Here is a 25,543-nt window from a genome sequence, read left to right as displayed (position 1 = left end):
CTGGTCTCATCATGACGAACACGAGGAAGCGGCACACGCCTGAGCAGGTCGTGCGCAAGCTCGGACAGGCCGACCGGATGCTGGCCGATGGCGCGGACGTCGCGGCGGTGTGCCGCGAGCTGGGCGTGTCGGAACAGACGTACTACCGGTGGCGCAACCAGTACGGCGGGCTCAAGGCCGACGACGCCAAGCGCCTCAAGGAGCTCGAGAAGCAGAACGCCACCCTCAAGCGTCTGCTCGCTGAAGCAGAGCTGGAGAAGGCGGCGCTGAAGGAGCTGGCAGAGGGAAACTTCTAGGCCCGGGCAGGAGGCGCGCCGCCGTCGCTCACCTCATCGCGAAGATGCGGGTGAGCGAGCGGATGGCGTGCCGGCTGACCGGGCTATCCAGGTCCGCCTACCGGCGCACCCTCAAGGCCGATACCGTCGCCGACCCCGACGCCGCCTTGCGTGAATGGCTGCGCGGTTACGCGAAGAAGCACCCCCGCTGGGGCTACCGGCGCGCGTACCACGACGCCCGCGGCGAGGGCTGGCAGGTCAACCACAAGAAGATCCAGCGGCTATGGCGCGAGGAAGGCCTACGCGTGCCCCAGCAACGTCGCCGTAAGCGCATCGGCTCCTCGACCGCGGACGCCCCCAAGGCGTGCGCCCCGAACGTGGTGTGGGCCATCGACTTCCAGTTCGACGTCGACGAGGCCGGGCGTCCGATCAAGATCGCGTCGATCGTGGACGAGCACACCCGGGTCTGCCTCGGCGGCCTCGTGGAACGCTCCATCACCGCCGACCGTCTCACCGACCATCTCGACGACCTCGTCAAGCTGCACGGCCCGCCCGCGGTCCTCAGAAGCGACAACGGGCCCGAGTTCATCAGCCAGGCGATCGCCGACTGGGCCGGCACCCGCACCGGCTTGTCGTACATCCCGCCCGGCTCGCCGTGGCTCAACGGCTACGTCGAGTCGTTCAACTCCCGCCTGCGCGACGAGTGCTTGAACATCAACAGCTTCTACTCACTGCTGCACGCCCAGGTCGTCATCGGCGACTGGAAGGTCGAGTACAACACCGTGCGACGCCACTCGGCGCTGGGCTACCTCACCCCGGCCGACTATGATCGCCACTGCACCCACGAAATGGAACCCGACGACTCACACAGAGACCGGACCTAACAACGGGGGCGGCCCATGACTTTGGGTGGGAACTGACCGGCGGAGGGGCCGTGGGCAGGGGTGGGAGTACTCATGGCGGCGTTCCTAGAAGATGCTCGTGTTGCTGACGCGCTTGGCGATGAAGTTCGCCAGGATCAGGAACGCGAAGTTGACGACCGAGTTGAACAGGCCGATGGCGGTCGAGTAGGAGAACTGGTTGCCTAGGATCCCCACCCGGTAGGTATAGGTGGCGATGACCTCGGAGGCAGTGATGTTCAGCGTGTTCTGCATCAGGTAGACCTTCTCGAAGCCGACACCCAGCACGCCTCCCATGTTGAGGATCAGCAGGATGCCCGCCGTGGGGAGCAGAGCCGGGATGTCGACGTGCCGGATCAGCTGGAGGCGACCGGCGCCGTCGATCTTGGCGGCCTCGTAGAGGGCCATGTCGATGGAGGACAGCGCGGCCAGGTAGATGATGCAGTTCCAGCCCGCATGCTGCCAGATCTCCGAGATCCAGTAGAGATGCTTGAAGGCGCCCGCGTCCCCCATCAGGCTGGTCTGCCCGAAGAACCGTCCCAGGATCCCGCTGCCGGGGGTGAGGAAGATCTGCAGGATCGCCACCATGACCACGGTGGAGATGAAGTGCGGCATGTAGGTGATGGTCTGCGTCAGACCCTTGATCTGCTTGCTGCCGATCTGGTTGATCAGGAGCGCGAGCACGATCGGCGCGAAGAACCCCATCACCAGGGTCCAGAGGCTGATCGTGATCGTGTTGACCATGATCTGGCCGAACTGGGGATTGTTGAAGAACTGAGTGAAGTACTTCAGTCCCACCCATTCGCCACCGGTGAGCCCCTTGGTGACGTCGAACTCCCGGAACGCGAGCTGGATCCCGTACATGGGGACATAGGCGAACAGCACGATGAACCCGATCGCCGGGAGCACCATCAGCCACAGCTGCCAGTACCGGCGCAGGTGATCGCCGACCGCTCGCTTCCTCGGTTCCGAACGCACGCGGTGGACGCTCTCGGCGACCACCGCCTGTTCGGTCTGAGCACTGCTCATGTCTTGGCCCTCCTCGGCCTCGGACCGTGGCCGCAGGCAGGGAGTCTTCTCCCCACCTGCAGCCCGTCACGCACGGATGGTGCGCGACTCAGTTCGTGTTGGTGATGGTCCCGGAGCCGTCGTCGTTGGCCTCGTACTCGATGCCCTCGCCGGCGAGTTCCTTGTTGAGGTCGGTTCCCTCGTCCTGGAGCAGGGTGATGTACCGGTCGTAGGCCGCCTGCTGAATGCGGATCTGGTCGGGCAGCTTGTTCTTCTCGAGTTCCGCGAGGTAGCCGTCCCATTCGGCCTCGGCACCGCCCTCGGTGACCCACTTCGCGAAGGTGCTCATCGCGTACTGGCCGATGCCCGTGTCGTTGAGCGAATACTCCTGGCTCTCCTCCGCGGTGAAGGAGACGCCTCCGTAGATGACGTCCTTGTTGAGGTCCAGGCGCGCGTAGTCCTCGTCGTAGACCGCGTCCACCTCCCGCACCTCCACGTGCTCCTTGGGGAGGGTGACGGTGACACCGGGCTGCGTGACCCAGCCCGGACCGCGGTCGGCGAGCGAGTTCTGGAACTGCCAGTCGGAGGAGTTCTTCGACTTGTCCTCCGGCTCCAGCACGGTGTAGTCCTTCTCCCCGTTCTTCTTCACGGCGAGATCGAAGGCCCCGTACCGAGCCTGCACGCTGATGTCGGGCAGGAAGAAGGCATCCACGACCTTGAGCGCGGCTTCCTTGTTCCCCACCTGCGCGGAGACCGAGATCTTGTTCGGCCCATAGTTCAGACCGTCACCGCTGAAGCACCAGACGGGGTCCTTCTCGCTGTCCTCGACCTTCAGCGAGGGGATGGTGATGTATTGGTCGGCGAGCTCCGTCCCGAAGATGTCCGAGGGCGTCCACATCCAGGTGACGCCGACCTTGGCCACGTCGCCCTCCCCCTTCGCGGTGGACGTGTATTTGGACCAGTCCTGGGTGAAGGCCTCGCTCGAGATCAGTCCCTGCTTCCACAGCTTGTTGAGGTAGATCGCGAGGTTCTTGTAGCCCGGATGCGTCAGGTAGTTCTTGATGACACCGCCCTCGGCATACATACCGCTGCCACCCCCGGTTACCGGGATCCCGTAGCTCCCCATCAGGACGTTGGGCTGGAACCCGCCCCATCCCTCGGATCCCGGAGGGTTGAAGTCCAGGGGGATCTCGTCGTTCTTGCCGCTCCCGTTGGGGTTCTCCTCCTTGAAGGCGATCAGGGCGGTCTCCAGTTCACTCCAGGTGGTGGGGACATCCAGGCCCAGTTCGTCCAACCACTTCTTGTTGATGAACATGTGGGTGGCGCCACTGGCGACGGAGCCGATGTTCACGGCCGGTGCCCCGAAGATCTTCCCGTCCCAGAGGGAGGCGACCTTGGCGTAGGGCGCGCTCTCGAAGGTCGCGGAGAGGTTGGGCATGTTCGCCAGTTCCGGGGTGAGATCCAGGAACAGGCTGCTGTAGTCGCCCCAGTCCCCGGCCCCGTACCCGCTGATGGTCACGTCGGCCACGTCCCCGGCCGCGAGGGCGGCCTGCTTCTGCTGGTCCCAGGAGGAGCTGGCCGTCTCCTGCCAACGGATGGTGCACCCGGCGGCCTCCTCCAGGTCCTTGGTCCAGGGCATTTCCGACATCGCCTTGGCGCGCGCATCCGTGATTACCTGGACGGTGACGATGGGCCTGCCCGACTCGTCGGTCTCGCCACCACCGCCGCCCCCACTACATCCGGACAGGGCGAGCCCGCCGACCACGCCCGTGGCGATCACCGTCCGTCGAGTCAGTCCTCGTCCCATCATCGCTCCACTCTCCTTTGAGTACATCAGTGTCCGGCGCCGCGCGGAGCCGGGGATCCTGCCCGCAGGCCGTCCGACGAGGGCCCGCCGCAGAGGACATCGACACGTCCTCCAGTCAAGATTTAGGGACTAAATCTGGATCCACCGGGAACACTAGGGCGACCGAGCCGGGGCTGTCAAGACTGCCGTGCGGACGCGCGGCGGGCAGACTCGGCGGCAGCGCACAGCGGCGGGCAACGCACAGCGCACAGCTGCGGGACGACATCGGCCCGCTCATGGCGCAGGGACAGGGAGGACGGGGCGGACCTCCCGATCAGCCGGGCAGGCTCCGGGCTCGCACCATCTCGATGGCATTGCGGACCGCGCCGACCACCACGACATCTCGACCCAGGTCCGAGGCCACGACCTCGGGCACCACCGGCATCAGCTCGGCGAGTCGCACCCGCACCTCGGGGAGCAGACGCCCCACCAGCTCCGCGACACCGCCGGCGATCACGACCCGGGCCGGGTCCACGAAGAGCGCGAAGCTCGAGACGGTCAGCGCCAGTCGCTCGGCGAGCTCCGCCACGATGTCCCGGGCTACGGGATCACCCTCGTCCAGCGCCATGAACGTCTCCTCGAACGCGGTGTCCTCCCCGGTCCGCGCCTTCCGGCGCAAGCTGGTCCCACGCCCGGCGACCTCGGCCCTCTCGATGAGCTCCCGCGTCACCGGCAGGAGGCCGAGCGGGTGCTCGACCCCGCGCACCCGCTCCAGGTACGCCATCTCCCCCGCGCTCCCATGGGCTCCGCGCAGGAGGCGTCCGGAGACGACGATGCCCGCACCGAAGCGGTCACCGGAGAGCATGGTGACGAAGGGGCCGGGGAAGCCTCCGGGAACCGAGTGGTACTCGGCCAGCGCGGCCAGGTTCGCATCGTTCTCGAACGAGAGCGGCCACGGGGCCTCCTCACGCAGCCGCGGCAGGTCCAGGCGGAAGTTCTCCCAGAAGGCATTGCCGGGGGTGGGCGCACCGGAGGGGTCGACTGAGGCTGCGACGCCGATGCAGCCGGCCACGATCCGCTCCGCGCCGATCCCCGTCGAGTCCAGGAGCTCGCCGATGCTGTGGCGGAGCTCATCGGTCCTGTCGACACCGGGATCGAACTGATCGATGCGATGCCGCACACGTCCTCGTATCCCTCCGGCGAGGTCCGCGACGACCGCGGTCACCGAGTTCAGGCCGATATCGGCCGCCACCACGTAGCCGCGATCCGCGTTGAAGGCGAAGCGCCTGGCCTGCCTCCCCCGGCCGGGCACCGCACTCGGAGCGCGGTCCTCCAGCAGCCAGCCGCTCTCTCGCAGACCGTCGCAGATGGCCAGTACCGTGGCACGCGAGAGCCCCGTGATCTCCATCAGCTCAGCCCCGGTCATCCCGTGCTCCGAGGCCGTTCCCCACAGTGCGTCCAGGACCACGACCGAGTTGACGTCGCGCACCTGCTGGGAGGACCGGACCGGCGAGGACGACGAGTTCCGCGAGGCGAGAGATCGACTTGACATGCTCCACAGTGTGCATCACCGTATTGTTTTAGGGTCCAAATCTGGAGATCCCCGCACCGCACCGCCGCCTGCCCCCTGAGGAAGACATGTCGACCGACACTCTGAACGCGCTCGTCCCCCCGGGCGCGAGCACAACCGACCGCGACTGGTGGCGCCAGGCCGTCGTCTACCAGGTTTACCCGCGGAGCTTCGCCGACGGAAACGGGGACGGCATCGGCGACCTCACCGGGCTCCGATCCCGCGTGCCCTACCTGACCGAGCTCGGGATCGACGCGGTGTGGCTCAGCCCGTTCTATCCCTCGGCCCTGGCCGACGGCGGCTACGACGTCGCCGACTACCGCGACGTCGATCCTCGGATCGGAACGCTGGAGGACTTCGACGGCCTGGTCGCCGCGCTGCATGCGGAAGGGATCCGGCTGATCGTCGACATCGTCCCGAACCACTCCTCCGACCAGCACCCATGGTTCCAGGAGGCCCTGGCCTCGCCGCGCGGCTCCGCGGCGCGTGAGCGCTACATCTTCCGCGACGGGAAGGGCGAGGACGGTGAGCTGCCCCCGGCCGACTGGCCCTCGACCTTCGGCGGACCGGGATGGACCCGGGTCGCGGACGGCCAGTGGTACCTGCACACCTTCGCCAAGGAGCAGCCCGATTGGAACTGGGACAATCCGGAGGTCCGCGAGGACTTCCTGACCACCCTGCGCTTCTGGGCCGACCGCGGGGTGGACGGGTTCCGGGTCGATGTCGCCCAGCTGCTGGTCAAGGACCTGCCGGCGGAGCTCCCTTCCTGGGACGAGCTGCAGGCCATGGACGCCGACCACGGCACGCATCCCCTCCAGGACCGTGACGAGCTCCAGGACGTCTACGCCCAGTGGCGAGAGGTGTTCGAGGAGTACGACACTCCCCGCGTCGCCGTCGCGGAGGCGCACGTGTCCACACCTGAGCGGCGCGCGAGGTACGCCTCCTCCGCGAGCCTGGGCCAGGCGTTCAACTTCGACCTGATGTGGGCCGATTTCGACGCGAGCTCCTTCCGGTCCGTCGTCGAGGCCGACCTTGAGCAGTCGGCACGGACCGGATCCTCCTCGACCTGGGTCTTGTCAAACCACGACGCGACGCGCCATGCGACCCGCTACGGATTGCCGCCGGCCGCCGACACCGGCAGGAAGGCCGGCACCGCCTGGATGCTCGAGGGCGCGCCCCGCGCCGGGGTCGATCTCCAGCTCGGGACCCGGCGTGCACGCGCCGCGACACTCTTCCTGCTCGGGCTTCCCGGGAGCGCCTACCTGTACCAGGGCGAGGAGCTCGGCCTGCACGAGGTGGGAGACATCCCGGCCGATGCCCGTCAGGACCCGGCCTTTCTCCGCTGCGTCGAGACCCAGGAGTGGAGCCACGACGGCCTGGGCCGTGACGGCTGCCGAGTCCCCCTCCCGTGGACCAGCGAGGGTCCGTCGTTCGGCTTCGGCACGGGGAGCGCGCACCTTCCGCAGCCGGCATGGTTCGCCCAGTACTCGGTCGAGGCGGAGCAGGCCGACCCCGGTTCCACGCTGAGCCTGTACCGTCGGGCGCTCCGGCTCCGGCACAAGCTCCAAACCTCCGAGACCCTCGAATGGCTCGAGACGGGCCACGAGGACGTCCTCCGCTTCCGCCGACCGAACGGCTGGGAGATCGTCACCAACTTCGGCACCGAACCCGTTGCGCTGCCGACCGGCCAGTTCGTTCTCGCGAGCGATCCGATCGAGGACCAGCTGCCCGGGGCGACCACGGTCTGGCTCCGCAGCGAGAGCTGACCGCGCACCTCCACCGTCGTCACCACCCAAGGAGCATGCCATGACGTCCGAGCTCACCACTCGCGATCCCGATGCCGCCCCCGCCTACTCGGGCCTCGACCCCGACCGCCCCGCCCGCGCGGTCGTCGTCGGCGCCGGCGGAATGGGTCGATGGTGGGCCCAGGTCGTCCAGAGCAGCGAGGTCGCCGAGCTGGTCGGCATCGCGGACCTCGATCCGGACCTGCCGGCCACGGCGATCGATCACGCCGGTGCGGACCCTGCGAGGGTGGCGGTCGGGAGCGACGGCGTGCAGCTCGCCGAAGAGGTCGGCGCGGACATCCTCATCAACTCCACCGTCCCCGTCGCCCACCGCCCGGTGACGATCGCCTCGCTCCGCGCGGGGATCCCCGTGCTCGGGGAGAAGCCGGTGACCGAGACGCTGCCCGAGGCGCTCACCCTCGTGGCACACAGCGAGGTCACCGGGGTGCCGTTCATGGTCTCCCAGTCCAGACGCTTCTTCCGGCAGGTGCGCCAGCTGCGAGAGTTCACGCGCGCTCACGGTCCGAACGTCATCACCAGCGTGTTCTTCTCGATGTTCGCCGATGTCAGCGGGTATCGGAAGGCGGAGAGGCATCCCGAGCTGCGGGACATCGGCATCCACAACTTCGACGCGGTCCGGTACGTTCTCGGTGTCGATCCGGTCGCCGTGACCGCCCGGGAGATCCATCCGTCCAACTCCACCTACGACCAGAACGCGACCGTCACCGCGATCTTCGAGATGGACGATGACTCGCTGTTCACCTACAACGGCTCCTGGGACATCCGCGGGCTCGAGACGCTGTGGAACGGGGAGTGGAGGATCGGTCTGCAGAACGGTTCGGCGACCTGGGACGGCATCGGCCGTCCGGTGTTCGGCACCGCGGATGCCGAGGAGACAACGCACCTGCAGGCCGAGGTCGCCGCGGACGACGACGTCGAGCCCGACCAGATCGACGCCTCGCTGATCGAGTTCGTCTCGGCGTTGCGCGAGGGGAGGACCCCGCTGACGGCGGTCCGGTCGAACGTCCTGAGCTTCGCGATGGTCGAAGCCGCCTCCCTCGCCGCGGAGACGGGCGAACGGGTCGTGGTCGACGAGCTCCTGCAGGAAGCGCTCACACAGGCGATCGCGATGGAGACCGATCCCGATGCTCGAGCCGTGCTCGAGTCCTGGGGATCGGTGCGTGAGGCGCTCGCCGACTGACGGATGCCACGGAGGGGCCTTGGGTCGGCTGCGCGCGGCCGGGCGAGGGTCGCACGGCGGTCAGGTCCACGGGTCGCACGGGCTCGGGCCGAGGAACGGGGACGGCGCGAGGGAGGGAGCCCTCGAGCCGTCCCCGTCTCTCCGCCCGCGATGCTCGCTATCCCGCGATCACGAACGGCACCACCATCGTCGCCAGCGTCACCACCGGCCCGATGATCACCGTCGACAGCCCCCACCTGGTGAGGTTCCGGTTCACCCGCGCCCGATGCTCCTCGACGGTCGAGGCGACGATCGTCGCGCCGGTCGTGCCGAAGGGGGCGCAGTCCACGAGCGAGGCGGAGATCGCCAGCGCATAGATGAACCCGGTCATCTCCAGGCCCCCGCCGGGGACCAGCAGCGGCACGGCGAGCGGGACGAGCGCGCCGATGATCCCGATGGTGGAGGCGAAGGCGGAGACCAGCGCCGCGACCACGCAGATCACGAAGGCGGCGACGAGCGGGGAGCTCACGGAGCGGGCGGCCTCGCCGAGCTGGTCGATGGCGCCCAGGCGCGTCAGCACGCCCACGTAGGTGATGATGCCGCCGAGCAGCAGGATCGTGTTCCAGTCGATCCGCTTCGTAACCGATGAGGCCTCAGCGGACCTCCTTGCGCAGGATGAGCTCTGCGGGCTCGTCCGGGAGCAGCAGGACGCCTGCGTCCGTATAGCCGCGGCGGCGGTAGAAGTGCTGGGCGGGCTCATCGGACCGCGTCGAGGTCAGCACCGCGTCGTGCCCGTCGTTCCGCGCACGCGCCTCCCATTCCTCGACCAGCGTGCCGCCGTGCCCATGGCCACGGGCCGACTCGAGGACGAAGAGCATGTTTATGAACGGGACCTCGTCCCACAAGAGCCCCCATCGGAGCCAGCCGAGGATCCCTTCGTCTCCCTCGGCGACGAGCAGACGACCGGCCTCGATCACGGCGCCGAGCGTCTCCACCCGGGGATGCTGATCAAGGGAAGCAAGGCCCTCGAGATCATCAGCGGTGGCGAGTCGAAGAGCCGCGGGGCCTTGGCCGGGACCGGTCGTCATCAGGCCACGCGTCGTGATGCCCGACCCGCGCGCCTCGCAGGAGGTCCATCTGCTGCTGCATCAGCGAACGGACCCCGAGGATCACGAGTCCGGTCCGTCGAGCTCGAGGACGCCTACCATCAAGACCACCCCGTGCCGGTACCCGCCGACGCGGCACTTGCGAGCCTCTGACAAACCCGGGACGCTTCACGCGTGGATCGCGCTCTGCCGACGTCGCATCAGCCGCCTGCCCCGCGGCGATCCCTCAGGCGCTCGGCTGGTCCAGCGCGCGGCGAGCCACCGCGAAGGCCTCCGTCGGGAAGTCGTCCCAGCCGGGCGCGAGGCGCTCCTCCGCCAGGTCCAGGAGGCCCAAGGCGCATGCGTGCGGCTGTTCGCGCTGCAGGCGCGCCAGCTGCTCCGCCACCTCGGGCAGGGACTGCTCCAGACGACGCAGCGGATCGTAGGGGTTGCGCGGCGCGTCCGGTGCGAGCCGGCCCCGCAGGGCGTCGGCAAGCGCCGAGAGCGCATAGTTGTGGAGATGGACCTGGCCCGCCACCACCTCACCGCGCTGGGTCCTGCCGTACCCGATGAGGAGCTTGATGAGGAACACCCGGATCTGGTTCGCCGGGTCCGGCGGGGCAGGCGGATCGCTGACGACGATGTCGCCGCCGTCGACGAGGACCTCGCGGTCCGGATCCGAGATGCCCCAGGGCCGCCCGGCGCCGAACTCCATCACGAGGCCGTCGTCGTAGAGCGCCAGGCCGCCGTCGCCGCCTTCACGGGCGGTGGCGACGAGGGCGTCGGGGTCGGGGAGGAACGGCCACGAGCTCCGAGCGCTCTCCCCCGCCTCGTCAGGCGTGATGAACAGGTTGAAGTCGATATCGGAGTACTGGTCGCGGCGGTGCTGGGCATCCGTGGTCGTGGAGCCGAACACCACGAGCGAGCTGACGCCCGGCTCGTCGGAGGCGTTGCGGATGAGGGACTGCAGTCTTCGCTCGAAGCTCATGACCTGCTCCTTGTCACTGGCGTTGGCTGTCCTCCGTTGCCACGGCATCCGAGGGCGGGCCGTTCCACCGGCGCATCACCGGTGGTGGTCGGAGCGGACCGCTTCGTGCTGTCGACGGCGTGACGGTGCCACGCCGACGAGAACCGTTGCGGGTGGTTGAGATGATAGAGGTCAGCGGGCCGTTCTCTCCCCCTTTTCCGCCCCCGGATTTCCCTGCTCAGGGCGAGCATCGCGGGTGGTGCCGCGGGCGGCCGTGGTGGGCGCCGGATGGGGCCGTGGTGACGGGTGCGCGCCTGCGGCGGACCTCGCGGCCCCGCAACTCCAGCTTCATGAAGTCGATCGCCCGGTCTGCGAACAGCTCGGTGAGATGGGTGTCCGTGTCCACCGGCTCCCCGCGCTCGAAGAGCGGATGCGTGCCCTGCCGGCGCGACGCAGCGTCTCCGGGCCCACCTCGACTTCCTCCGGCGGGATGGCCGACGTGTCGAACCAGTGCGCCCCCTCCTCGCCTGGTACTGGCCCGCGATCAGCCCGGCCGGGACGGCGAGCAGATCGGCGCGGAGACGTCGCCGCGGGGCGCCGAGGACGGTCCGCGACGGGGCGGGGTCGATCTCGGTGAGGGCCGCGAGGAGGCCGGCCGCGGTTGCGGCCTGCGTGAGCACCCGGTCAGTCCGTGCATCGCCCGCCTCCCGGGGTCGTCGCTCAGCGGTGCCGCAGCACCCCGTCGTCGTCCCCGTAGACGAGCAGCATGAAATCGATGACGAGCTGCACGACGCGGCCCTCGTTATCGGCGCCCCAGTACACCGGGTAGGAGCCGTCACCGGTGCCGGAGTCGACCATGATGCCCCGGTCGCCGCCCGGGAGCGGGACCTCGATCGCGGCGGGGCGCTCGGCGGCGCCGAAGGTCCGCCACACCGCCGCCTTGTCCCGCCGGGTCTGCGCCGCATACGCGGGGTAGTCGACGATGCAGGCGCTGCCGGAGTCGACCCCGAACACGTGCCCGCTGTCGGGGAGCCGCGCCGGATGCCAGCTCACCGGCGCCTCGTCGGAGAAGAGCACCCGCACGGCGGCGTTGCGACCCGCGACGGTGACCCGCTCGACCGGGTAGTCGCCGGGCGTCACGGTGTGCGCAAACGGCCGGGCCCGGTCGTTGTTGTACCCGGCGTCCAAGACCGTCAGCACCCCGGTGGAGGTGACGAGGGTGCCGATCAGGGAGCGCTCGACCGTTTCGCGCTCCCCCTCGGCGCTGCGCACCACCTCCCGCGGGGTGAAGTTGTGGACGTGGTCCAGACCCCGCTCCCCCTCAGGCAGTTCGGTCAGCGGAGCCTCGGGGCTCGTCGCGGCGCGCAGCTCCTCGGCGGACTCCGGCGCGACGAAGGGCTCGGCGGGATCACCGTTGTAGTCCTCGATCGCGACGATCCGCCAGTCCTCGTCCTGCGCCTGGAGGATGTACTCGTGGATCCGCGTCAGCGCCCCCGAGCGCGTCGTGCGCACATGGGCGACGTCACCGGCCACCTCGGAGTCGATCAGGGTCTCCACCTGCGGGCCGTACTCCGGCGGATTGCCGAAGGACTGGCTGAGACCGCGCGGGTCGGGATCCAGAAAGTGCCGCGGCACCAGCTCGGCGATCAGAGCCCGCCACTGCACGAAGGCCTCGCGCATCGACCCCGACGCGCGGTCCTCGAAGGCGGGCGCGGCCTTCCGCCACTGCTCGTCGAAGTCGGCGCCGAAGCGGAGCACCCGCTCCTCAGCGGCGTTGCGGGCGGAGACGGTCGCATCATCAGCGGTCATGGGCGCCATCGTAGGGGCCGGGGGCGACGGGAGACGGGGTTTCCGCGGAGCCGCTGCGGCCCTGCCCCGGCCTCCCCACCCGAGTACGATCGCCGGCATGTGGGGGAACATCCGGCGCGGGGGCGCCATCGGACTGCTGATCATCTCGCTCGCGCTCACCGGCTGCACGGAGCGGCTCAAAGAGTCCTGCAGCGGCGGCGGGGGCGAGCACTCGTGCACCCTCACCTACAAGAGCTCCGACGGCAAGTGGTACACCACGCTCGACTCCAACCGCACGCACTCGCAGGCGGTGGTCAGCGGCACCTTCACCATCGAGTCCGGCAGCGGGACGCTGCGGATCGAGGGGGCGGACTACTGGCACGAGTACGAGCTGAGCCCGGAGGAGCCGGTGGTCATCGAGGATCTGCCCCTCGAGCTCAAGGGCGACGGCAAGGGGACCTGGCTCTACCTGGAGGTCGTGGCCGACCCGCAGATCGACGGCTTCACGGCTGAGTACGAGTGGACGACGAGCTGAGCTCCGCGCCGCCCGCGAACCCTGCACGCATCCGTCGGCGCGATCGAGTCCGCGCGGCGGCTGCCGGTGCCGGTGGCGAGCACCGCACCCGCTCACTCCTCCCAACGCACCTCGTCCGCAGCCTTGTCCTTCCGCCACCCGCGCCAGACAGGGTGGCGGAGTCGGCCGTCGGCCGTGCGCTCGGTGTGTTGTACCTCGGCCACGAGGTCCGCGCGCACCCACTCGGCGTCACGACGGTCCGCGGAGGGCACGTCATCGACCGGGGGCGTCTTCCGAGTGCGGGAGGAGAGCGTGGCGGCGATCTGCTCGAGGTCTCGATCGCTGAATCCGGTGCCGACGCGGCCTGCGTAGCGCAGCTCGCCGCCTGAGTCGGGGACGGCCAGCAGCAGGGAGCCGATGCCGCCGGAGCGACCGCCCCTGCCGTGCCGCCAGCCGATGACGACCACCTCCTGGTGCCGGGCGTTCTTGATCTTGATCCAGGTGCGGCTGCGCTTGCCGGGCCGGTACACGCCCGTCTCCGTCTTCGCCATGACGCCTTCGAGCTGCAGCTCCTTTGAGAGCGCAATCGCGTGGTCGACGTCGCCGTGGTCCGCGTGCGGCAGCTGCACGTGCCCGCTCGGCGCGACCACGTCGAACATGGCGTCCCGACGCTCGCGGTACGGGGTGCGCAGCAGCGAGTCCCCGCCGCGCACGAGCAGGTCGAAGAGCATCACGTGCACCTCCACGTCCTGCCGGGCCCGCTCCACGTCCCGCGGACGGGTCAGCCCCAGCCGCTGTTGGAGGCGGGAGAAGGACGGCCGGTCGCGATCGTCGAGCGCGACGATCTCCCCGTCGAGCACGGTCTCACCGGCCGCGAGGACAGCGGGGTCGATGGCGTCCTGCAGCTCGGCGAGCTCGGGGAAGGTCGCGGTCAGATCCTTGCCGGTGCGGCTGGTGAGGCGTACGGCGCTGGCCGTGACGGTCGCGATGACGCGCACGCCGTCCCACTTCATCTCGAAGGCCCAGTCGTCCTGGTCGCGGATGTCCTCGCGACTGCCCAGCGTGGCAAGCATCGGGGCGATCGGCTCCCCCATCGTCGCCGCATCGTCCCCCGCGTCGGAGGCCGCATCGGGCGTCGCGGCGCGGGAGGGCCCGGCCTCGGGCTGGTCCTTCATGAGGTGCATCAGCCAGTGGGCACGGGCCTTCTCCCTCGCTGCCCGGCTCGCGCGCTTCCCGCCCGAGCCGTCGGTGTGCACGAACGCGTAGCGCCGCGGCACCCCGCCGAGCCCGCCGTCCTCACGACCGTGGCAGACGGCGATGATCTCCTCGCCCTCGCGCCATTTCTCGATCTCGACGGTGCCGGTGTCCCAGATGGTGACGTCGCCGCCGCCGTACTCTCCCTTCGGGATGCTGCCCTCGAAGGTGCCGTAGTCGAGCGGATGGTCCTCCGTCTGCACGGCCAGGCGGTTTACGCCCACCTCCAGCGGCGGCCCCTTGGGCACGGCCCACGAGACCAGCACACCGTCGTGCTCGAGACGGACGTCCCAGTGCAGGCTCGACGCGTGATGCTCCTGGATCACGAACATGGGCTGGTCCGCATCGAGCGCGTGCTGCGCCGCCTCGGTGGCCGGCACGCGCTCGGGGACGGGCTCGGGGGTCCTGGCAGCGTCGCGCTTGGAGCGGTAGACCTCCAGACGGTCCCGCGTGCTGCGATCCTCGGGCCCGCTGGCCGGCTCACCGTCGCCGCTCAACCCCAGGTCCGCGATCGGATCGACACCGTCCTCGACCCGCCGCAGGACCTCCTCGAGCTCCAGCTGCTCGAGCCGCGGATCCTCGATCTCCGCCCAGGTGCGGGGCGCGGCGACCGTCGGCCGCAGGCGACCCCGCAGCGAGTACGGGGAGACGGTGGTCTTGTGGCCGTTGTTCTGCGACCAGTCCACGAGCACCTTGCCCACGCGCCGCGATCTCTTCATGTCGCTGACGACATCATCGGGGTGGTCCTCCTCGAGGGCCCGGGCTAGCTCGTGGGCGACCTGGGCGATCTCCTCGGCCGTGGTGGTGCCGTCGAGGGGCGCGTACAGGTGGATGCCCTTCGAGCCGGAGGTGACCGGGAAGGACGCCATCCCCATGCCGTCGAGGATCTCGCGGCACCAGTGGGCGACGCGGGCGCAGTCCGCCAGCCCCGCACCCTCGCCGGGGTCGAGGTCCAGCACGAGCCGGTCGGGGTTCGACGGTGAGAGGTCCGCGTCGAAGCGCCACTGCGGGGTGTGGATCTCGAGGGATGCCAGCTGGGCGAGCCACACGAGCACGGCCGGCTCGTCGACCAGGGGGTAGGTCGACGTGCCGTCCTGATGATCGATGTCCGCCCGCGGGATCCAGTCCGGGGCGTGGTCCTCGAGGTCCTTGCGGAAGAAGACCTTCCCGGGATGCTCGGCGGTTCCCACGCCGTCGACCCAGCGCTTGCGGGTGGCGGGGCGGCGTGCGGCCTGCGGGACCATCACCCCGGCCACGCGGCGGTAGTAGTCCAGCACCTCGCCCTTGGTGGTGCCCGTGGAGGGGTAGTAGACCTTCTCGAGGTGCGAGACCCTCAGCGTGCGACCGTCGACCTCGACCTTCTGCTCACCGTGTGCCATGGAGCCACTGTGCCCCCGTTCCGCCGATCCGTCACGGAGCAGCCCCGACCGGCGACCGATCGGTCCGAGGCCCCGCGCCCCGGGGCCTCGACCCTGGCCAGGCGGCGAGCACTGTGCTGTCATGGGGCATGCGCGCGATATGGAGCGGTGAGATCACGTTCGGGCTCGTCAACGTCCCCGTGAAGCTCTACGGGGCGACACGGTCGCACGACCTGTCCTTCCACCAGGTCCACGACGAGGACCAGGGACGGATCCGGTACCAGCGCATCTGCGAGGTGTGCGGGCGCGAGATCGACTACGAGCACATCGACAAGGCCTACGACGACGGAGACAAGACCGTCGTGCTCACCGATGAGGAGCTCGCGGACCTGCCGGCGGAGGACAACGACGAGATCGACGTCGTCCAGTTCGTCCCCGGGGATCAGGTGGACCCGATCCTGCTGGGGACCTCCTACTTCCTCGAGCCGGTGGGCCGCTCCTCGAAGGCGTACGTACTGCTGCGCCGCACTCTCGAGGACACCGAGCGCACGGCCGTGGTCACCTTCACCCTGCGCTCCAAGACCCGTCTGGGGGTGCTGCGGGTGCACGAGGACCTGCTCGCCCTGCAGACCCTGCGCTGGCCGACCGATCTCCAGGACGTCGACTTCGGTCCGTCGCGGACGACGATCAGCGCGAAGGAGCGGAAGATGTCCGCCGCGCTCGTCGAGCAGTTCAGCGGGGACTTCGACCCGGAGCAGTTCACCGACGAGTACCAGGAGCAGCTGCGCGAGCTGGTCGATGCCAAGCTCGAGGAGGGCGATGCCATCGACACCGAGGCGACCTTCGGCAAGGACTCCTCCACCGACGACGACGCGGGCGACGGCAAGGTCATCAGCCTGATGGACGCCCTCGAGCGCAGCGTGCAGAAGAAGCGGAGCGCGGGATCGTCGGCCTCGGGGAGGACGACGACCGGGTCGACGAGGTCGTCGGCGACGAATGAATCATCAGGGACCGAGAAGCGCTCGTCGACGACGAAGAAGAAGTCCGGGACGACGAAGAAGAAGTCCGGCTCGACGAAGAAGAAGTCCGGCTCGACGAAGAAGTCTGCCTAGGGGGTGTTCACGCCCCCGCCGTCAGGCGCCTATGCCCGCCGGCGGAGACCCGTCCCTGGTCTGCCGATCCGGCCATGCGGCTCGCGGAGGTGGTCGCCGAGGGCGTTCCCGGGAGCGGCGCATAGGGTGGGGCGATGAGCAGCCCCTCCCCCGGCCCGGACGACCAGCCCACCCGCGGATCCCTCGAGCCGCACCCCGACCAGCTCGCCGAGATCGACCGACTCCACGAGATCTCGAGCGCGCGCCCCACCGAGATCGAGCCGCAGATCGCCCTGTGGCGGGCGGTGACTGCCCTGGACAACTGGGTGGTCATCAACCGCGGCACCCCCGAGGAGCCGCGGCCCTACTTCCTCGCGGCCCCGCCGGGGAACATGCTCGCGATCTACACCAGCGCCACCCGTGCGAAGGAGGGGGCGATCGCGAACGGGCTGATCACCGAGGGCGATGCGGTGCCGCTGATGCTCGTGCCGCTGCCTGCCGGTCTGGACTGGGCGATGTCCTTCGGCCAGCACGGCGTCGCCGGCGTGACCGTCGACTACCCGCGCATCGGCTCCTGGTGCCCGCTGCCGAACCTCGCCCGACTCCGGGACGAGCGCGCCGCCGGACGGTGATCGTTCGCCGGGCGGTGAGGTCCCGCCCGTGACCGCCCGCCGCGGGCCGCGGCGACCGTAACCCCTGCACTCTGGGGCGAATTGGAGCCGCATTCCGCCCACTCTGCAGGGGTCCCGCGAGGCGGGGTACGGCCGACGGGTCAGGCGGCGCGGGTGGCCACCAGCCGGTTGAGCCGCTCCGACATCACGATGCCCAGGGCCACCAGGACAATCAGGAACAGCGGCAGGACCCACAGCCCGGTGACCGCGGAGAGCGCGCCGAACAGCGGCGGGGCGATCGTGGAGCCGGTGTAGGCGGCGGCCATTTGGATGCCGATGATCGCCTGCGAGTTCCGGGCGCCGAAGCTCGCCGGGGTCGAATGGATGATCGCGGGGTAGATCGGCGCACAGCCGATGCCCGCGAGCAGCAGACCCACGAAGCCGACCACGTCAGTGGGCAGCGGCAGCGCGAGCAGCAGCGCGCCGACGCCGATCATCGCGAAGCCGCCGCGGATCAGGGCGCGGTCCCCGATCCGGTCCGCGAAGAAGCCGGCGAGGAAGCGGCCCGCGGTGATGCCGAGGATGAACAGGGCCCCGAGCATCGCGGCGGCCGCGGGCGGGGCGCCCCGCTCGGTGACCAGGTACGTCGCCGCCCACAGCAGGCCCGTCGACTCGAGCGCGCAGTACGCGAAGAAGGTGACGAGGATCAGCACCACGCCGGGGATCCGCAGCGCGGTCAGCAGCGGCACGGGGCCGACGGGGGCGGCGTCGGGTGCGGCGCCGGCATCGGGAGATTCCGTCGGCCGTGCCCGCTCGCGGTCGACCTTCCCCCACAGCGGGATGCTGACCAGCAGTGCGAGCATCAGCGCGGCCTGCAGCAGGCCGATCCACAGGTACGCGGCGGACCAGCCGTGGCCCGCCGAGATCGCGTACCCCATGAGGAACGGGCTGATCGAGGCGCCGACGCCCCAGAAGCTGTGCAGCCAATTCATGTGCCGCGCCGCGTAGTGCAGGGCGACGTAGTTGTTCAGCGCCGCGTCGACCGCGCCCGCGCCCAGGCCATACGGGATCGCCCACAGGCACAGCATCCAGAAGGTGGGCGAGAAGGAGAAGCCGAGCAGGGCGAGAGCGGTCATGCCGACGCTCACCGCGGTGACCGTCCCGGCGCCGAAGCGTCGCGTGACCCGCTCCGAGGCGAGGCTCGAGACGATCGTGCCGCTCGCGATGATCATCGTGAGGATCCCCGCGAAGGCGACGGGGACGGCGAGGTCCTGATGCATGACGGGCCAGCCGGCGCCGACCAGGGAGTCGGGCAGGCCGAGGCTGATGAAGGCGACGTAGATGATCGCGAGGAGGAGGGCGTACACGGGGTGGAGGCGTCTTTCGAGAGGGGGCCCAGCGGGCGCGCGGGGTGACCACGAGGGCCGGCGCCGGCGTCGGGGCCGACGGCTTGGACGATCGTACACAGACCGGGGTGCGTCGGTCACGCCGGCTCCGGGCCGTGGACTCGGGCGTCGGACCCCCGCCCTACTCTCTCGGGAGCGGCAGCACGCACGGACGCCTCTCGTCACCCCGCACATCCGGCCCGGAAAGGCAGCTCACCATGGATCTCTCCCCGGTTCCCTGGGACGTGCGCGAGGAGCATCGCGACACCTTCATCCACCGCATGCTCGAGCGGGAGAGCCTCCGGCGCGCGGGACTGCCCTGCGGGACCTCCGAGGACGTTCAGCAGCTCGACGCCTGGATCGCGCAGCTGCGCGCGCTGGGTGTGCTGGTCGACTATCGGGCGGATATCCAGCGCGGGTTCTTCCTGGTCTACGCCCGCGACGAGGACGGCGAGGGGCCGATCCGTCGGCCGGCCGCGGGCTGAGCCGACGCAGGCGGACCTGTGGGGAGGCCGGGACGGCGGCCGCGGGACGGCCTCGACTCAGCCGCCGACCGGTCCGCCGCGCTGGGCGAGCTTGTCCTTGATGCCCTGCAGCGTCTTGCCGAGACCGGTCGGCGCCGGCTCATCCTCGGAGGGCAGCTCGATGTAGTCGACGATCGACCGCATCGTCGCCACGTCGATGCTCGGAGTCCCTGCCGCGAGGAGCGTGCCGATCCGCTCCCCCACCAACCGCTCGAGCGCCGCCGCGGCCTGGTCCCCGCGGCTGTCCCGCACGGAGTCGAGACGTTCGTGCAGCAGGCGGGCGGCGACGGGCGAGGCCTTGACCGGCTCGGGATGGCCGGCGACGGTGATCAGTTCCACGGTGACGATCCCCCTGAGGTCGAGGTGCGAGTGCGGGCCGGACCCGCACCGCCGCCGAGCGGCTGCGCCCGGCTCCTTGCACGGTACCGGGTCATCCTCCGGGCCACCACGATGTCCCGACGGTCGCGCGCCGAGACGCCGCCGCGTCTCCCCGCCGCGAAAGACCTGCAGACTCGGGGGAATCGGGCGAGGATTCGCCCCAGTGTGCAGCGGTTCCGGGAGGCCGGGGCGGGGCGGGGCGGGAGCAGCTCACCCCGACTATCCCTCCGCCGCACGGCCGGTCCATCACGAGCTCCCGCCGGCGGCCCCGCTCACGGAAGCCGCAGCTCCCACGCCTCGTCGATCGCCCCGATGAGCACCACGGCGTCCTCGTCCCCCGGGTACAGCCGCACCGTGGTCGGGGTCGCGGCAGCGGGCAGCAACTCGGCGATCCCGCCGTCCAGCAGCAGGGTCGCCGCGCCCCCGTCGTGCTCCAGCAGCGTCTCCTCGGTGCCGTCAGCCCGACGCAGCACCACGCGCGCCGGTCCGGTCAGCCGCGCCTCGGCCCGGAAAGGCGCGCACAGGACGAGCGCGCGGCCCGCCCCGTCGGCCGACACACCAGCCGTCTCGTCGACCGACCCCTCGCCCGCCCCGACGCCCGCGAGCGCGAGCTCCTCACCGCGCAGGGCCGCGAGCTCGGCGGCCGGGGTGGAGACGAGTACGTCGCCGTCCAGGGACAGGGCACGCGGGAAGGTCAGGCAGCCGGCCCAACCCTGGGCATCGGTCTGCTCCTGGGTACGGGTGCGGTGCTCCCAGGACCAGCCCCAGGTGAGTACCCGCTCCTGCGTGGGGTCGGCCACGGCCTGCGGTGCGTAGAAGTCCGGGCCCCGGTCCACCGTCCCTCCAGAGCGGGGACGGTAGACGGGCAGGCCGCCCTCACCGATGGCCAGGGACCCGACCAGGTAGGCGGACTCGGTGATGCTGCCGGGCACCCGATCCTCGCGGAACCACAGCGACACCATCAGCACCCAGTCCTCGCCGACGCGCACCAGCTGCGGGCATTCCCAGATCTCGGCGGGCACGTGCTCCGCCGCCACCGGGTCGTGCCCGGTCAGCAGCGGGCCCAGGTACTCCCAGTGCTCGAGGTCGGTCGCGTCGTACAGGAGGACCGCGGGGACCACCTGGTCGCCCTCGCGGATCCCGGCGCCCTGGATCCCCCAGCGTCGGCCGTCCAGCTCGACCAGGAACGGGTCGCGGACCCCCTCCAGCGCCACGCCCGCGGGGACCGGGGCAGCGAGCGTGGTGCGCGTGACCTGCTCGAGACGCTCATCGGTGCGTGCCACGAGCACCTGCGCGAGGTGGCTGGCCACCCCGTCGACCCCCGAGTAGACGAGGGTCGGCACGGGAGTGCCGTCGGCCGCGGTGTCCACCAGGCCCACCCCGCTCCAGCAGCCGCCCCGGTCCGCCTCGCCGGGACGGCGCACCGGGCCGGCCGGCTCCCGCTGCCAGCTGACGAGATCGGTCGAGGCCATGTGGCCCCACTCGATGTCGCCGTGCCGGGACGCGGCCGGGTTGTACTGGAAGTAGACGTGCCAGCGGCCGTCGTGGTGCAGGATCCCGTTGGGATCGTTGATCCAGCCCCGGTCGTGCACGCGGTGGAGGGCCGGGAAGTGCACGGGCCGGGATGCGGCGGCGGGTGAGGTCGTCATGGTCTCTCAGTCCTTCCGGGAGGCGGGATCGGGGTGGAGCGAGCATCCGCACGGCCCCCTCGATCGTCGCCTCGCGCAGCGAGAGGTCCGCGGCGAGCACCATGTAGCCGCGCTCCGCCGCGGCGTGGTTCGCGGCACGCACCATCCGACCGGCCCAGGGGGACGTCGCGATCTCGTCGCTGATCAGGCCGATCGTGCGGGTGCGGCGCTCGCGCAGGGACATCGCCACGGCGGAGCGGGTGTAGCCCAGCTCCGCGGCGGCGTCCAGCACCTTGCGCTGGTTCGCCGCCGAGACGGTGCCCTCGGTGCGGCCGTTGAGGACCATGGAGACCGTCGCCCGGGGCACCCCGGCACGCTCGGCCACATCGGCGGAAGTGGGGCGGCGGCGAGCGGCGGAGGTCACTCCCCCAGCGTACGGCGAAGGACACGCCGAGGCACCGGGGGATCCGCGCACCCGCCGGACCGGCCGCCGACCGATCACCGGGCCGGTCCCGACCGCGGCGCCCCTCACACCCGGTGGAGGTGCGCCGTCACGGTTCGCTACCGTCGGGGCCGCGCAAGGGGGCGCATCGATCCCGCCGCCTCGACCCGGAGCCGCTATGACCCGCCCCACCCGACGATTTCTGCTGCAGCGCACCGCCGCCGGCGTCGTCGCCGCCCCGCTGGTGCTGGCGGCGAGCTCCTGCACCCGGGGCGCGGGCGGCCCGGAGCACGCCGACGGCGACAGCTCCGGCACGCGCGCCGATGCGACCGACGGCGGGTCCGCGACCCTCCGCCCCCGCTTCCATCTCACCCCGCCCGGCGGCTGGATCGGTGACCCGCAGCGCCCCGTGCGGATCGGCGACACCCTGCACGTCTACGGGCTGCACCACGCCGAGGACACCGTTCCCGGCCCCACCGCCTGGGCGCATTGGACCAGCACGGACCTGGTCACCTTCACCCACCAGGGCACGGCCCTGGCGGGGGCCGACGGGGTCGACGTGTGGAGCGGCTCCGCGGTGGTGGACGAGGAGGACACCGCGGGCCTCGGTGCAGGCACCGTGATCGCGCTGGCCACCCGGCCCACGGACGGGCGCGCCGAGCTGCAGGAGCAGTACCTCGCCGCCTCCTCCGACGGCGCGACCTTCACCCTGGAGCCCGAGCCGGTGCTGACGAACCCCGACGGTCCCGCCGCCCGCACGGAGGAGGAGCTCGCGCAGGCCTCCTGGTTCCGCGACCCGAAGCTGCAGCGGGACGCGGAACGGGGCCAGTGGGTGTGCGCCCTTGGCCGCGACCACCGCGTGGCCTTCTGGACCTCCCCGGACCTGCGCTCCTGGGAGCCGCGCGAGGAGTTCGCCTACCGCGATCTGGATCCCGGCGGCCCGGACCTCGGCGGGGTGGAGTGCCCCGACCTGTTCCCCCTCACCGCGGACGACGGCACCGCGCACTGGGTGCTCGGCGCGAGCCTGGATGGCAGCGGCGCCGATGAGCCGACGAACTACGCGTACTGGGTGGGCGACTGGGACGGTGAGCGCTTCACCCCGGCGGACCCCGCGCCGCGCTGGCTCGACCGCGGCCAGGACTGGTATGCCGCGGTGACCTGGCCGTCCGCGGAGGACCCGGAGCACGTGCGCCACGCGATCGGCTGGATGAACAACTGGGCCTACGCGCGCGCGGCCTCCGCGACAGCGGCCACCGACGGCTACGACGGCCAGTACTCGGTGGTGCGCGAGGTGCGCCTGGTGCGCGACGACGATGCGCTGACGCTCGTCTCGACCCCGGTGCCGACGCTCGCCGCGACGGCGACCGCCGCGCGGGACCTCGCGGACCAGGAGGTCGCCGCCGGGGCGTCCGGCGAGAGCGCGGCCGACGGTTCAGGGGACGAGGGTTCAGGGGCCGACGCCGAGCCCGAGGGCCTGGTCGAGCTCGGTGCACTGGGGCGCGCGTTCGGCCTGGAGATGGACGTGAGCTGGGATGACGGGGCCGAGGCGGCGGTGACCGTGGTCGGGTCCGCGAACGGCTCGCGGGGCACCCGGATCACGCTCGGCGGCGGGCAGCTGCGCGTGGACCGCAGCGGCAGCGCGATCGCGCAGGACGGCGACGCAGAGCCCTTCGCGGGGCGGACCGCGGCTGTCGCCCCGATCGCCCCGGACGCCCGCTCCGCGCATCTGCAGGTGCTCGTGGACACGCAGAGCGTGGAGGTATTCCTCGACGACGGGCGCACCGTCGCTTCGATGACTGTCCACCCCGCCCCCGGGGAGGAGCACGTGCGCCTGCACGCGGCGGGCGGAACCGCGCGGTTCACAGGGTTGCGCCTGCGCGCGCACTGACCCGACCTGCGGCCGGTCGCGCGGGCACCGAGGGCACATCGCGCGAACACCGGGCGGGCGCCCCGCACGCACCGCGGCGCGGTGCCGCCCCTTCTCGGGGCGACACCGCGCCGTCGTCGCTGTGCCGCGAGTCCTGCGCCATCAGACCCAGGGGCCATCAGGCCCGGGGCTCCCGGCGCAGGCCGCCGATCACTTGTAGTGACCGACCCCGCCCTTTCGCTTATTGGTGGGGATGTAGGCGTACGGGCCCAGGCCGTCGTCGCCGAAGGAGTAGTCCACCGCAGAGGTCGCGGTGGCACCGTCCACGTCCACCTTCACCGTGGGCGAGAGGGTCCCGCCGCGGCGGCCCTCGACGTTGTCGATGAAGGACTGGACCAGGCCGCCGGGCTGGATGTAGTGCGAGTACGCCTGGAACTGGCGCGGGTTCTGACCCTCGGTGGGCGACTCAGGGGCGTCGGCCGGGAGGTTCAGGTCCACCGGACTGCCCAGCACCACGCCGGAGGAGTTCAGCGGCTGGAAGTCGGAGCGGATGCCGTCGCCGACGAAGCCGTAGACGCCGTCGGGGCCGCGGAGGTCCGCCGCGTAGGTGAACTGGTGGGAGATCGTGAACAGGAAGTACTTCCCGTCCTCGATGATCATCTGCGGACGCTCGGTCTGGTCGTTCACGCCGTAGGCGGTGAGGATCGGGGGGAGCATGGTCCAGGAGGTGAGGTCCTTGGAGTCCGCCCAGGCGAGGCCGATGTTGCCGCGCTGCCACTGGACGCCCTTGGCGTTGACCTCGTCGACGGTCTCCGCGAAGGGGTCGCCGTCGACGTAGCCGAGGTCCTCCTCGGTCGCGTCGGTCTCCGCGGTGCCGGGCACGCCCGCTCCGCAGCCCTCGAAGAGCATGAAGGTCACGCCGGGGTGGGCGGGGTCCTCGAAGGTGAAGGGGTCGCGGAAGGAGAAGTACGGGTTCTGCTCCTGGGTCTGGTACCAGGTGCCGTCGGGCTCCGCGATCTCGACGTGCTCGCCGAAGTCGGAGAAGCTCACGCCCTTCTTGGTGGCCTTGATCTTGCCGAGCACGGTCGCGAGAACGGCGGGCTTGCCGTCGGTGCCGGGACGCTTCTCGCCGAAGGTGGTCGCGGTGTAGAACACGCGCACCTTGTTGCCCTGCATCAGGCGGGCGGAGCCGGACCACTCGGTGTTGGACAGGGAGGTCTCGTCCTCGAAGAGGTAGCCGCCGTAGGTCCAGGCCTCGTCGGGCTCGGCGCTGGAGGGACGGGTGAAGTAGCCGATGCGGGCGCTCCAGTGGCGCTCGTCGAAGGGGATGTCGCGCGGGGCGACGAGGGAGAAGATGACGTCCCAGCCCTTGTAGCTCATCTGGTTGGAGTGCTCGTCGGTCAGCGACCAGGTGTCCCAGACCCACACCTCGTCGGTCATGATCGGGAAGTCCCTGGGGATCTCCGGCATGGTGATCGACTCGGGCATGGAGTTCTCGCCGCGCTCGACGGTCGTGTCGTTCTGGGTGCGCATGATCTGGCGGGCATCCGCACGGGTCCAGCGGGCGTGGAAGTCACTGGTGATCGGGTCGTAGGCCTGCTGGGTGTGCGGGGTGGGCTGGGGGCCGTCACCGGTGGGGGCGGCGGGAGCGTCCGGCGCGGCGGGGGCTGCCTGGGCCGCGGAGGTGCCCAGCGCCGAGGAGGTGCCGGCGGCGGCCAGCGCACCCAGCGCAAGGGCGCCGAAGCCACGGCGGGTGGGGTTCAGGGGGGTGGTGTGACGGGACACGTCTACTCCTGGGTCGGGGATTCGGGAGACGGTTGCCGGTGCCGAGGCGGACGAGCCGCCATCGACCGCCGGCGCTCGTCGGAATCGACCGTGACACGTGCTGAAGCAGGCGCGTCAAACGGCCGTGACGGCGACCACAGGATCGCTCAACCCCTTAAGGGAGGCTGTGCGCTGTAGGGCGTCAGTACAGGTCAGAGCCATGTGAGCGGGGAGATGTGAACGATCCCGAGGGCTCCGTCGCGACATGACGGAGGTCTCACGGGGTGCCCGCTCCGGGATCGTCGGCGACGCGGCGCACCGGTCCTCGGTCAGCCGCAGACCGGCCCACCGCGCGCCGACCCGCGACCCCGCGGACATCGTCCCG

Annotated in this window: 20 protein-coding genes and 1 pseudogene; 8 read left to right on the top strand and 13 right to left on the bottom strand. The window is 70.7% G+C overall.

Features of this window, described 5'->3' with window-relative positions; genetic code table 11:
• The first annotated feature begins 11 nt into the window (after positions 1-11).
• A protein-coding gene (locus tag V1258_RS14695; RefSeq protein ID WP_329750379.1) for an IS3 family transposase occupies positions 12-1,159 on the top strand; the annotation gives its coding sequence in 2 pieces (ribosomal slippage) (positions 12-282 and positions 282-1,159; 1,149 coding nt in all).
• An 84-nt stretch (positions 1,160-1,243) separates the two neighbouring features.
• Here V1258_RS14695 and V1258_RS14690 read toward each other — a convergent pair.
• From V1258_RS14690 to V1258_RS14680, 3 genes are all read right to left on the bottom strand, one after another.
• Positions 1,244-2,203, bottom strand: coding sequence for an ABC transporter permease (locus tag V1258_RS14690; RefSeq protein WP_329750378.1), 960 nt, complete (start codon positions 2,201-2,203; stop codon positions 1,244-1,246).
• 88 nt (positions 2,204-2,291) lie between these two features.
• Positions 2,292-3,992, bottom strand: coding sequence for a hypothetical protein (locus tag V1258_RS14685; protein ID WP_329750377.1), 1,701 nt, complete (start codon positions 3,990-3,992; stop codon positions 2,292-2,294).
• A 310-nt stretch (positions 3,993-4,302) separates the two neighbouring features.
• Complete coding sequence (locus V1258_RS14680) at positions 4,303-5,520, bottom strand: ROK family protein (protein WP_329750376.1); 1,218 nt, start codon at positions 5,518-5,520, stop codon at positions 4,303-4,305.
• A gap of 86 nt (positions 5,521-5,606) precedes the next feature.
• Between V1258_RS14680 and V1258_RS14675 the strand changes: the two genes are divergently transcribed.
• Together V1258_RS14675 and V1258_RS14670 are read left to right on the top strand one after the other, a co-directional pair.
• Positions 5,607-7,304, top strand: coding sequence for a glycoside hydrolase family 13 protein (locus V1258_RS14675; protein WP_329750375.1), 1,698 nt, complete (start codon positions 5,607-5,609; stop codon positions 7,302-7,304).
• Positions 7,305-7,344: 40 nt separating this feature from the next.
• Complete coding sequence (locus V1258_RS14670) at positions 7,345-8,523, top strand: Gfo/Idh/MocA family protein (protein WP_329750374.1); 1,179 nt, start codon at positions 7,345-7,347, stop codon at positions 8,521-8,523.
• Between the two features lie 157 nt (positions 8,524-8,680).
• Here V1258_RS14670 and V1258_RS14665 read toward each other — a convergent pair whose 3' ends face one another.
• From V1258_RS14665 to V1258_RS14650, 4 genes are all read right to left on the bottom strand, one after another.
• The gene (locus V1258_RS14665; protein WP_329750373.1) at positions 8,681-9,262 is read right to left on the bottom strand and encodes an SLC13 family permease; all 582 of its coding nucleotides are present in this window, start codon (positions 9,260-9,262) and stop codon (positions 8,681-8,683) included.
• Complete coding sequence (locus V1258_RS14660) at positions 9,156-9,497, bottom strand: GNAT family N-acetyltransferase (protein ID WP_329750372.1); 342 nt, start codon at positions 9,495-9,497, stop codon at positions 9,156-9,158. Before V1258_RS14660 ends, V1258_RS14665 begins: the two co-directional genes overlap by 107 nt.
• Before the next feature lie 337 nt (positions 9,498-9,834).
• Positions 9,835-10,575: a hypothetical protein gene (locus tag V1258_RS14655; RefSeq protein WP_329750371.1), complete on the bottom strand. Its 741-nt coding sequence runs from the start codon at positions 10,573-10,575 to the stop codon at positions 9,835-9,837.
• Between the two features lie 699 nt (positions 10,576-11,274).
• Entirely contained in the window at positions 11,275-12,363 is a 1,089-nt protein-coding gene (locus V1258_RS14650) for a DUF4241 domain-containing protein (protein ID WP_329750370.1), read from the bottom strand.
• A 97-nt stretch (positions 12,364-12,460) separates the two neighbouring features.
• Here V1258_RS14650 and V1258_RS14645 point away from each other — a divergent pair, with 97 nt between their 5' ends.
• Complete coding sequence (locus tag V1258_RS14645; protein ID WP_329750369.1) at positions 12,461-12,877, top strand: hypothetical protein; 417 nt, start codon at positions 12,461-12,463, stop codon at positions 12,875-12,877.
• 92 nt (positions 12,878-12,969) lie between these two features.
• Here the strand turns inward: V1258_RS14645 and V1258_RS14640 are convergent, their stop codons facing one another.
• Positions 12,970-15,489, bottom strand: coding sequence for an ATP-dependent DNA ligase (locus V1258_RS14640; RefSeq protein ID WP_329750368.1), 2,520 nt, complete (start codon positions 15,487-15,489; stop codon positions 12,970-12,972).
• A gap of 128 nt (positions 15,490-15,617) precedes the next feature.
• Between V1258_RS14640 and ku the strand changes: the two genes are divergently transcribed.
• Together ku and V1258_RS14630 are read left to right on the top strand one after the other, a co-directional pair.
• Entirely contained in the window at positions 15,618-16,580 is a 963-nt protein-coding gene (gene ku, locus V1258_RS14635; protein ID WP_329750367.1) for a non-homologous end joining protein Ku, read from the top strand.
• A gap of 134 nt (positions 16,581-16,714) precedes the next feature.
• Positions 16,715-17,191 (top strand): hypothetical protein, encoded by a 477-nt coding sequence (locus V1258_RS14630; RefSeq protein ID WP_329745491.1) that lies wholly within the window; start codon positions 16,715-16,717, stop codon positions 17,189-17,191.
• A 140-nt stretch (positions 17,192-17,331) separates the two neighbouring features.
• On the opposite strand, the gene V1258_RS14625 is transcribed toward V1258_RS14630, so the two are convergent.
• Entirely contained in the window at positions 17,332-18,537 is a 1,206-nt protein-coding gene (locus tag V1258_RS14625) for an MFS transporter (RefSeq protein ID WP_329750366.1), read from the bottom strand.
• A gap of 236 nt (positions 18,538-18,773) precedes the next feature.
• Between V1258_RS14625 and V1258_RS14620 the strand changes: the two genes are divergently transcribed.
• Positions 18,774-19,040: a hypothetical protein gene (locus tag V1258_RS14620; protein WP_329750365.1), complete on the top strand. Its 267-nt coding sequence runs from the start codon at positions 18,774-18,776 to the stop codon at positions 19,038-19,040.
• Between the two features lie 57 nt (positions 19,041-19,097).
• On the opposite strand, the gene V1258_RS14615 is transcribed toward V1258_RS14620, so the two are convergent.
• The 3 genes and pseudogenes from V1258_RS14615 to V1258_RS14605 form a co-directional block, all read right to left on the bottom strand.
• Entirely contained in the window at positions 19,098-19,418 is a 321-nt protein-coding gene (locus V1258_RS14615) for a hypothetical protein (RefSeq protein ID WP_329750364.1), read from the bottom strand.
• Between the two features lie 311 nt (positions 19,419-19,729).
• Positions 19,730-21,106 carry a glycoside hydrolase family 32 protein gene (locus tag V1258_RS14610; RefSeq protein WP_329750363.1) on the bottom strand — a complete coding sequence of 459 codons (1,377 nt, stop codon included), beginning with the start codon at positions 21,104-21,106 and terminating at the stop codon, positions 19,730-19,732.
• Between the two features lie 247 nt (positions 21,107-21,353).
• Positions 21,354-21,470, bottom strand: a pseudogene (locus tag V1258_RS14605) (LacI family DNA-binding transcriptional regulator); the annotation flags it as partial.
• Between the two features lie 235 nt (positions 21,471-21,705).
• On the opposite strand from V1258_RS14605, the gene V1258_RS14600 reads away from it, so the two are divergent.
• The gene (locus V1258_RS14600) at positions 21,706-23,415 is read left to right on the top strand and encodes a glycoside hydrolase family 32 protein (protein WP_329750362.1); all 1,710 of its coding nucleotides are present in this window, start codon (positions 21,706-21,708) and stop codon (positions 23,413-23,415) included.
• Positions 23,416-23,604: 189 nt separating this feature from the next.
• Here the strand turns inward: V1258_RS14600 and V1258_RS14595 are convergent, their stop codons facing one another.
• Complete coding sequence (locus tag V1258_RS14595; RefSeq protein ID WP_329750361.1) at positions 23,605-25,179, bottom strand: glycoside hydrolase family 68 protein; 1,575 nt, start codon at positions 25,177-25,179, stop codon at positions 23,605-23,607.
• Between the last annotated feature and the right edge of the window lie 364 nt (positions 25,180-25,543).

Source organism: Brachybacterium sp. J153 (genome assembly GCF_036311905.1).
In the GTDB taxonomy this organism is placed as follows: Bacteria; Actinomycetota; Actinomycetes; order Actinomycetales; family Dermabacteraceae; genus Brachybacterium.
The sequence above is the reverse complement of the archived record's forward strand: the minus strand, read 5'-3'. Positions and strand labels throughout refer to the sequence as shown.

Bases quoted from the DNA above. Each gene is read 5' to 3' on its own strand.
- V1258_RS14690 (WP_329750378.1), bottom strand. From the start codon at position 2,203: ATGAGCAGTGCTCAGACCGAACAGGCGGTGGTCGCCGAGAGCGTCCAC.
- V1258_RS14685 (WP_329750377.1), bottom strand. From the start codon at position 3,992: ATGATGGGACGAGGACTGACTCGACGGACGGTGATCGCCACGGGCGTG.
- V1258_RS14680 (WP_329750376.1), bottom strand. From the start codon at position 5,520: ATGTCAAGTCGATCTCTCGCCTCGCGGAACTCGTCGTCCTCGCCGGTC.
- V1258_RS14675 (WP_329750375.1), top strand. From the start codon at position 5,607: ATGTCGACCGACACTCTGAACGCGCTCGTCCCCCCGGGCGCGAGCACA.
- V1258_RS14670 (WP_329750374.1), top strand. From the start codon at position 7,345: ATGACGTCCGAGCTCACCACTCGCGATCCCGATGCCGCCCCCGCCTAC.
- V1258_RS14665 (WP_329750373.1), bottom strand. From the start codon at position 9,262: ATGAGCCCGCCCAGCACTTCTACCGCCGCCGCGGCTATACGGACGCAG.
- V1258_RS14655 (WP_329750371.1), bottom strand. From the start codon at position 10,575: ATGAGCTTCGAGCGAAGACTGCAGTCCCTCATCCGCAACGCCTCCGAC.
- V1258_RS14650 (WP_329750370.1), bottom strand. From the start codon at position 12,363: ATGACCGCTGATGATGCGACCGTCTCCGCCCGCAACGCCGCTGAGGAG.
- V1258_RS14645 (WP_329750369.1), top strand. From the start codon at position 12,461: ATGTGGGGGAACATCCGGCGCGGGGGCGCCATCGGACTGCTGATCATC.
- V1258_RS14640 (WP_329750368.1), bottom strand. From the start codon at position 15,489: ATGGCACACGGTGAGCAGAAGGTCGAGGTCGACGGTCGCACGCTGAGG.
- ku (WP_329750367.1), top strand. From the start codon at position 15,618: ATGCGCGCGATATGGAGCGGTGAGATCACGTTCGGGCTCGTCAACGTC.
- V1258_RS14630 (WP_329745491.1), top strand. From the start codon at position 16,715: ATGAGCAGCCCCTCCCCCGGCCCGGACGACCAGCCCACCCGCGGATCC.
- V1258_RS14620 (WP_329750365.1), top strand. From the start codon at position 18,774: ATGGATCTCTCCCCGGTTCCCTGGGACGTGCGCGAGGAGCATCGCGAC.
- V1258_RS14610 (WP_329750363.1), bottom strand. From the start codon at position 21,106: ATGACGACCTCACCCGCCGCCGCATCCCGGCCCGTGCACTTCCCGGCC.
- V1258_RS14600 (WP_329750362.1), top strand. From the start codon at position 21,706: ATGACCCGCCCCACCCGACGATTTCTGCTGCAGCGCACCGCCGCCGGC.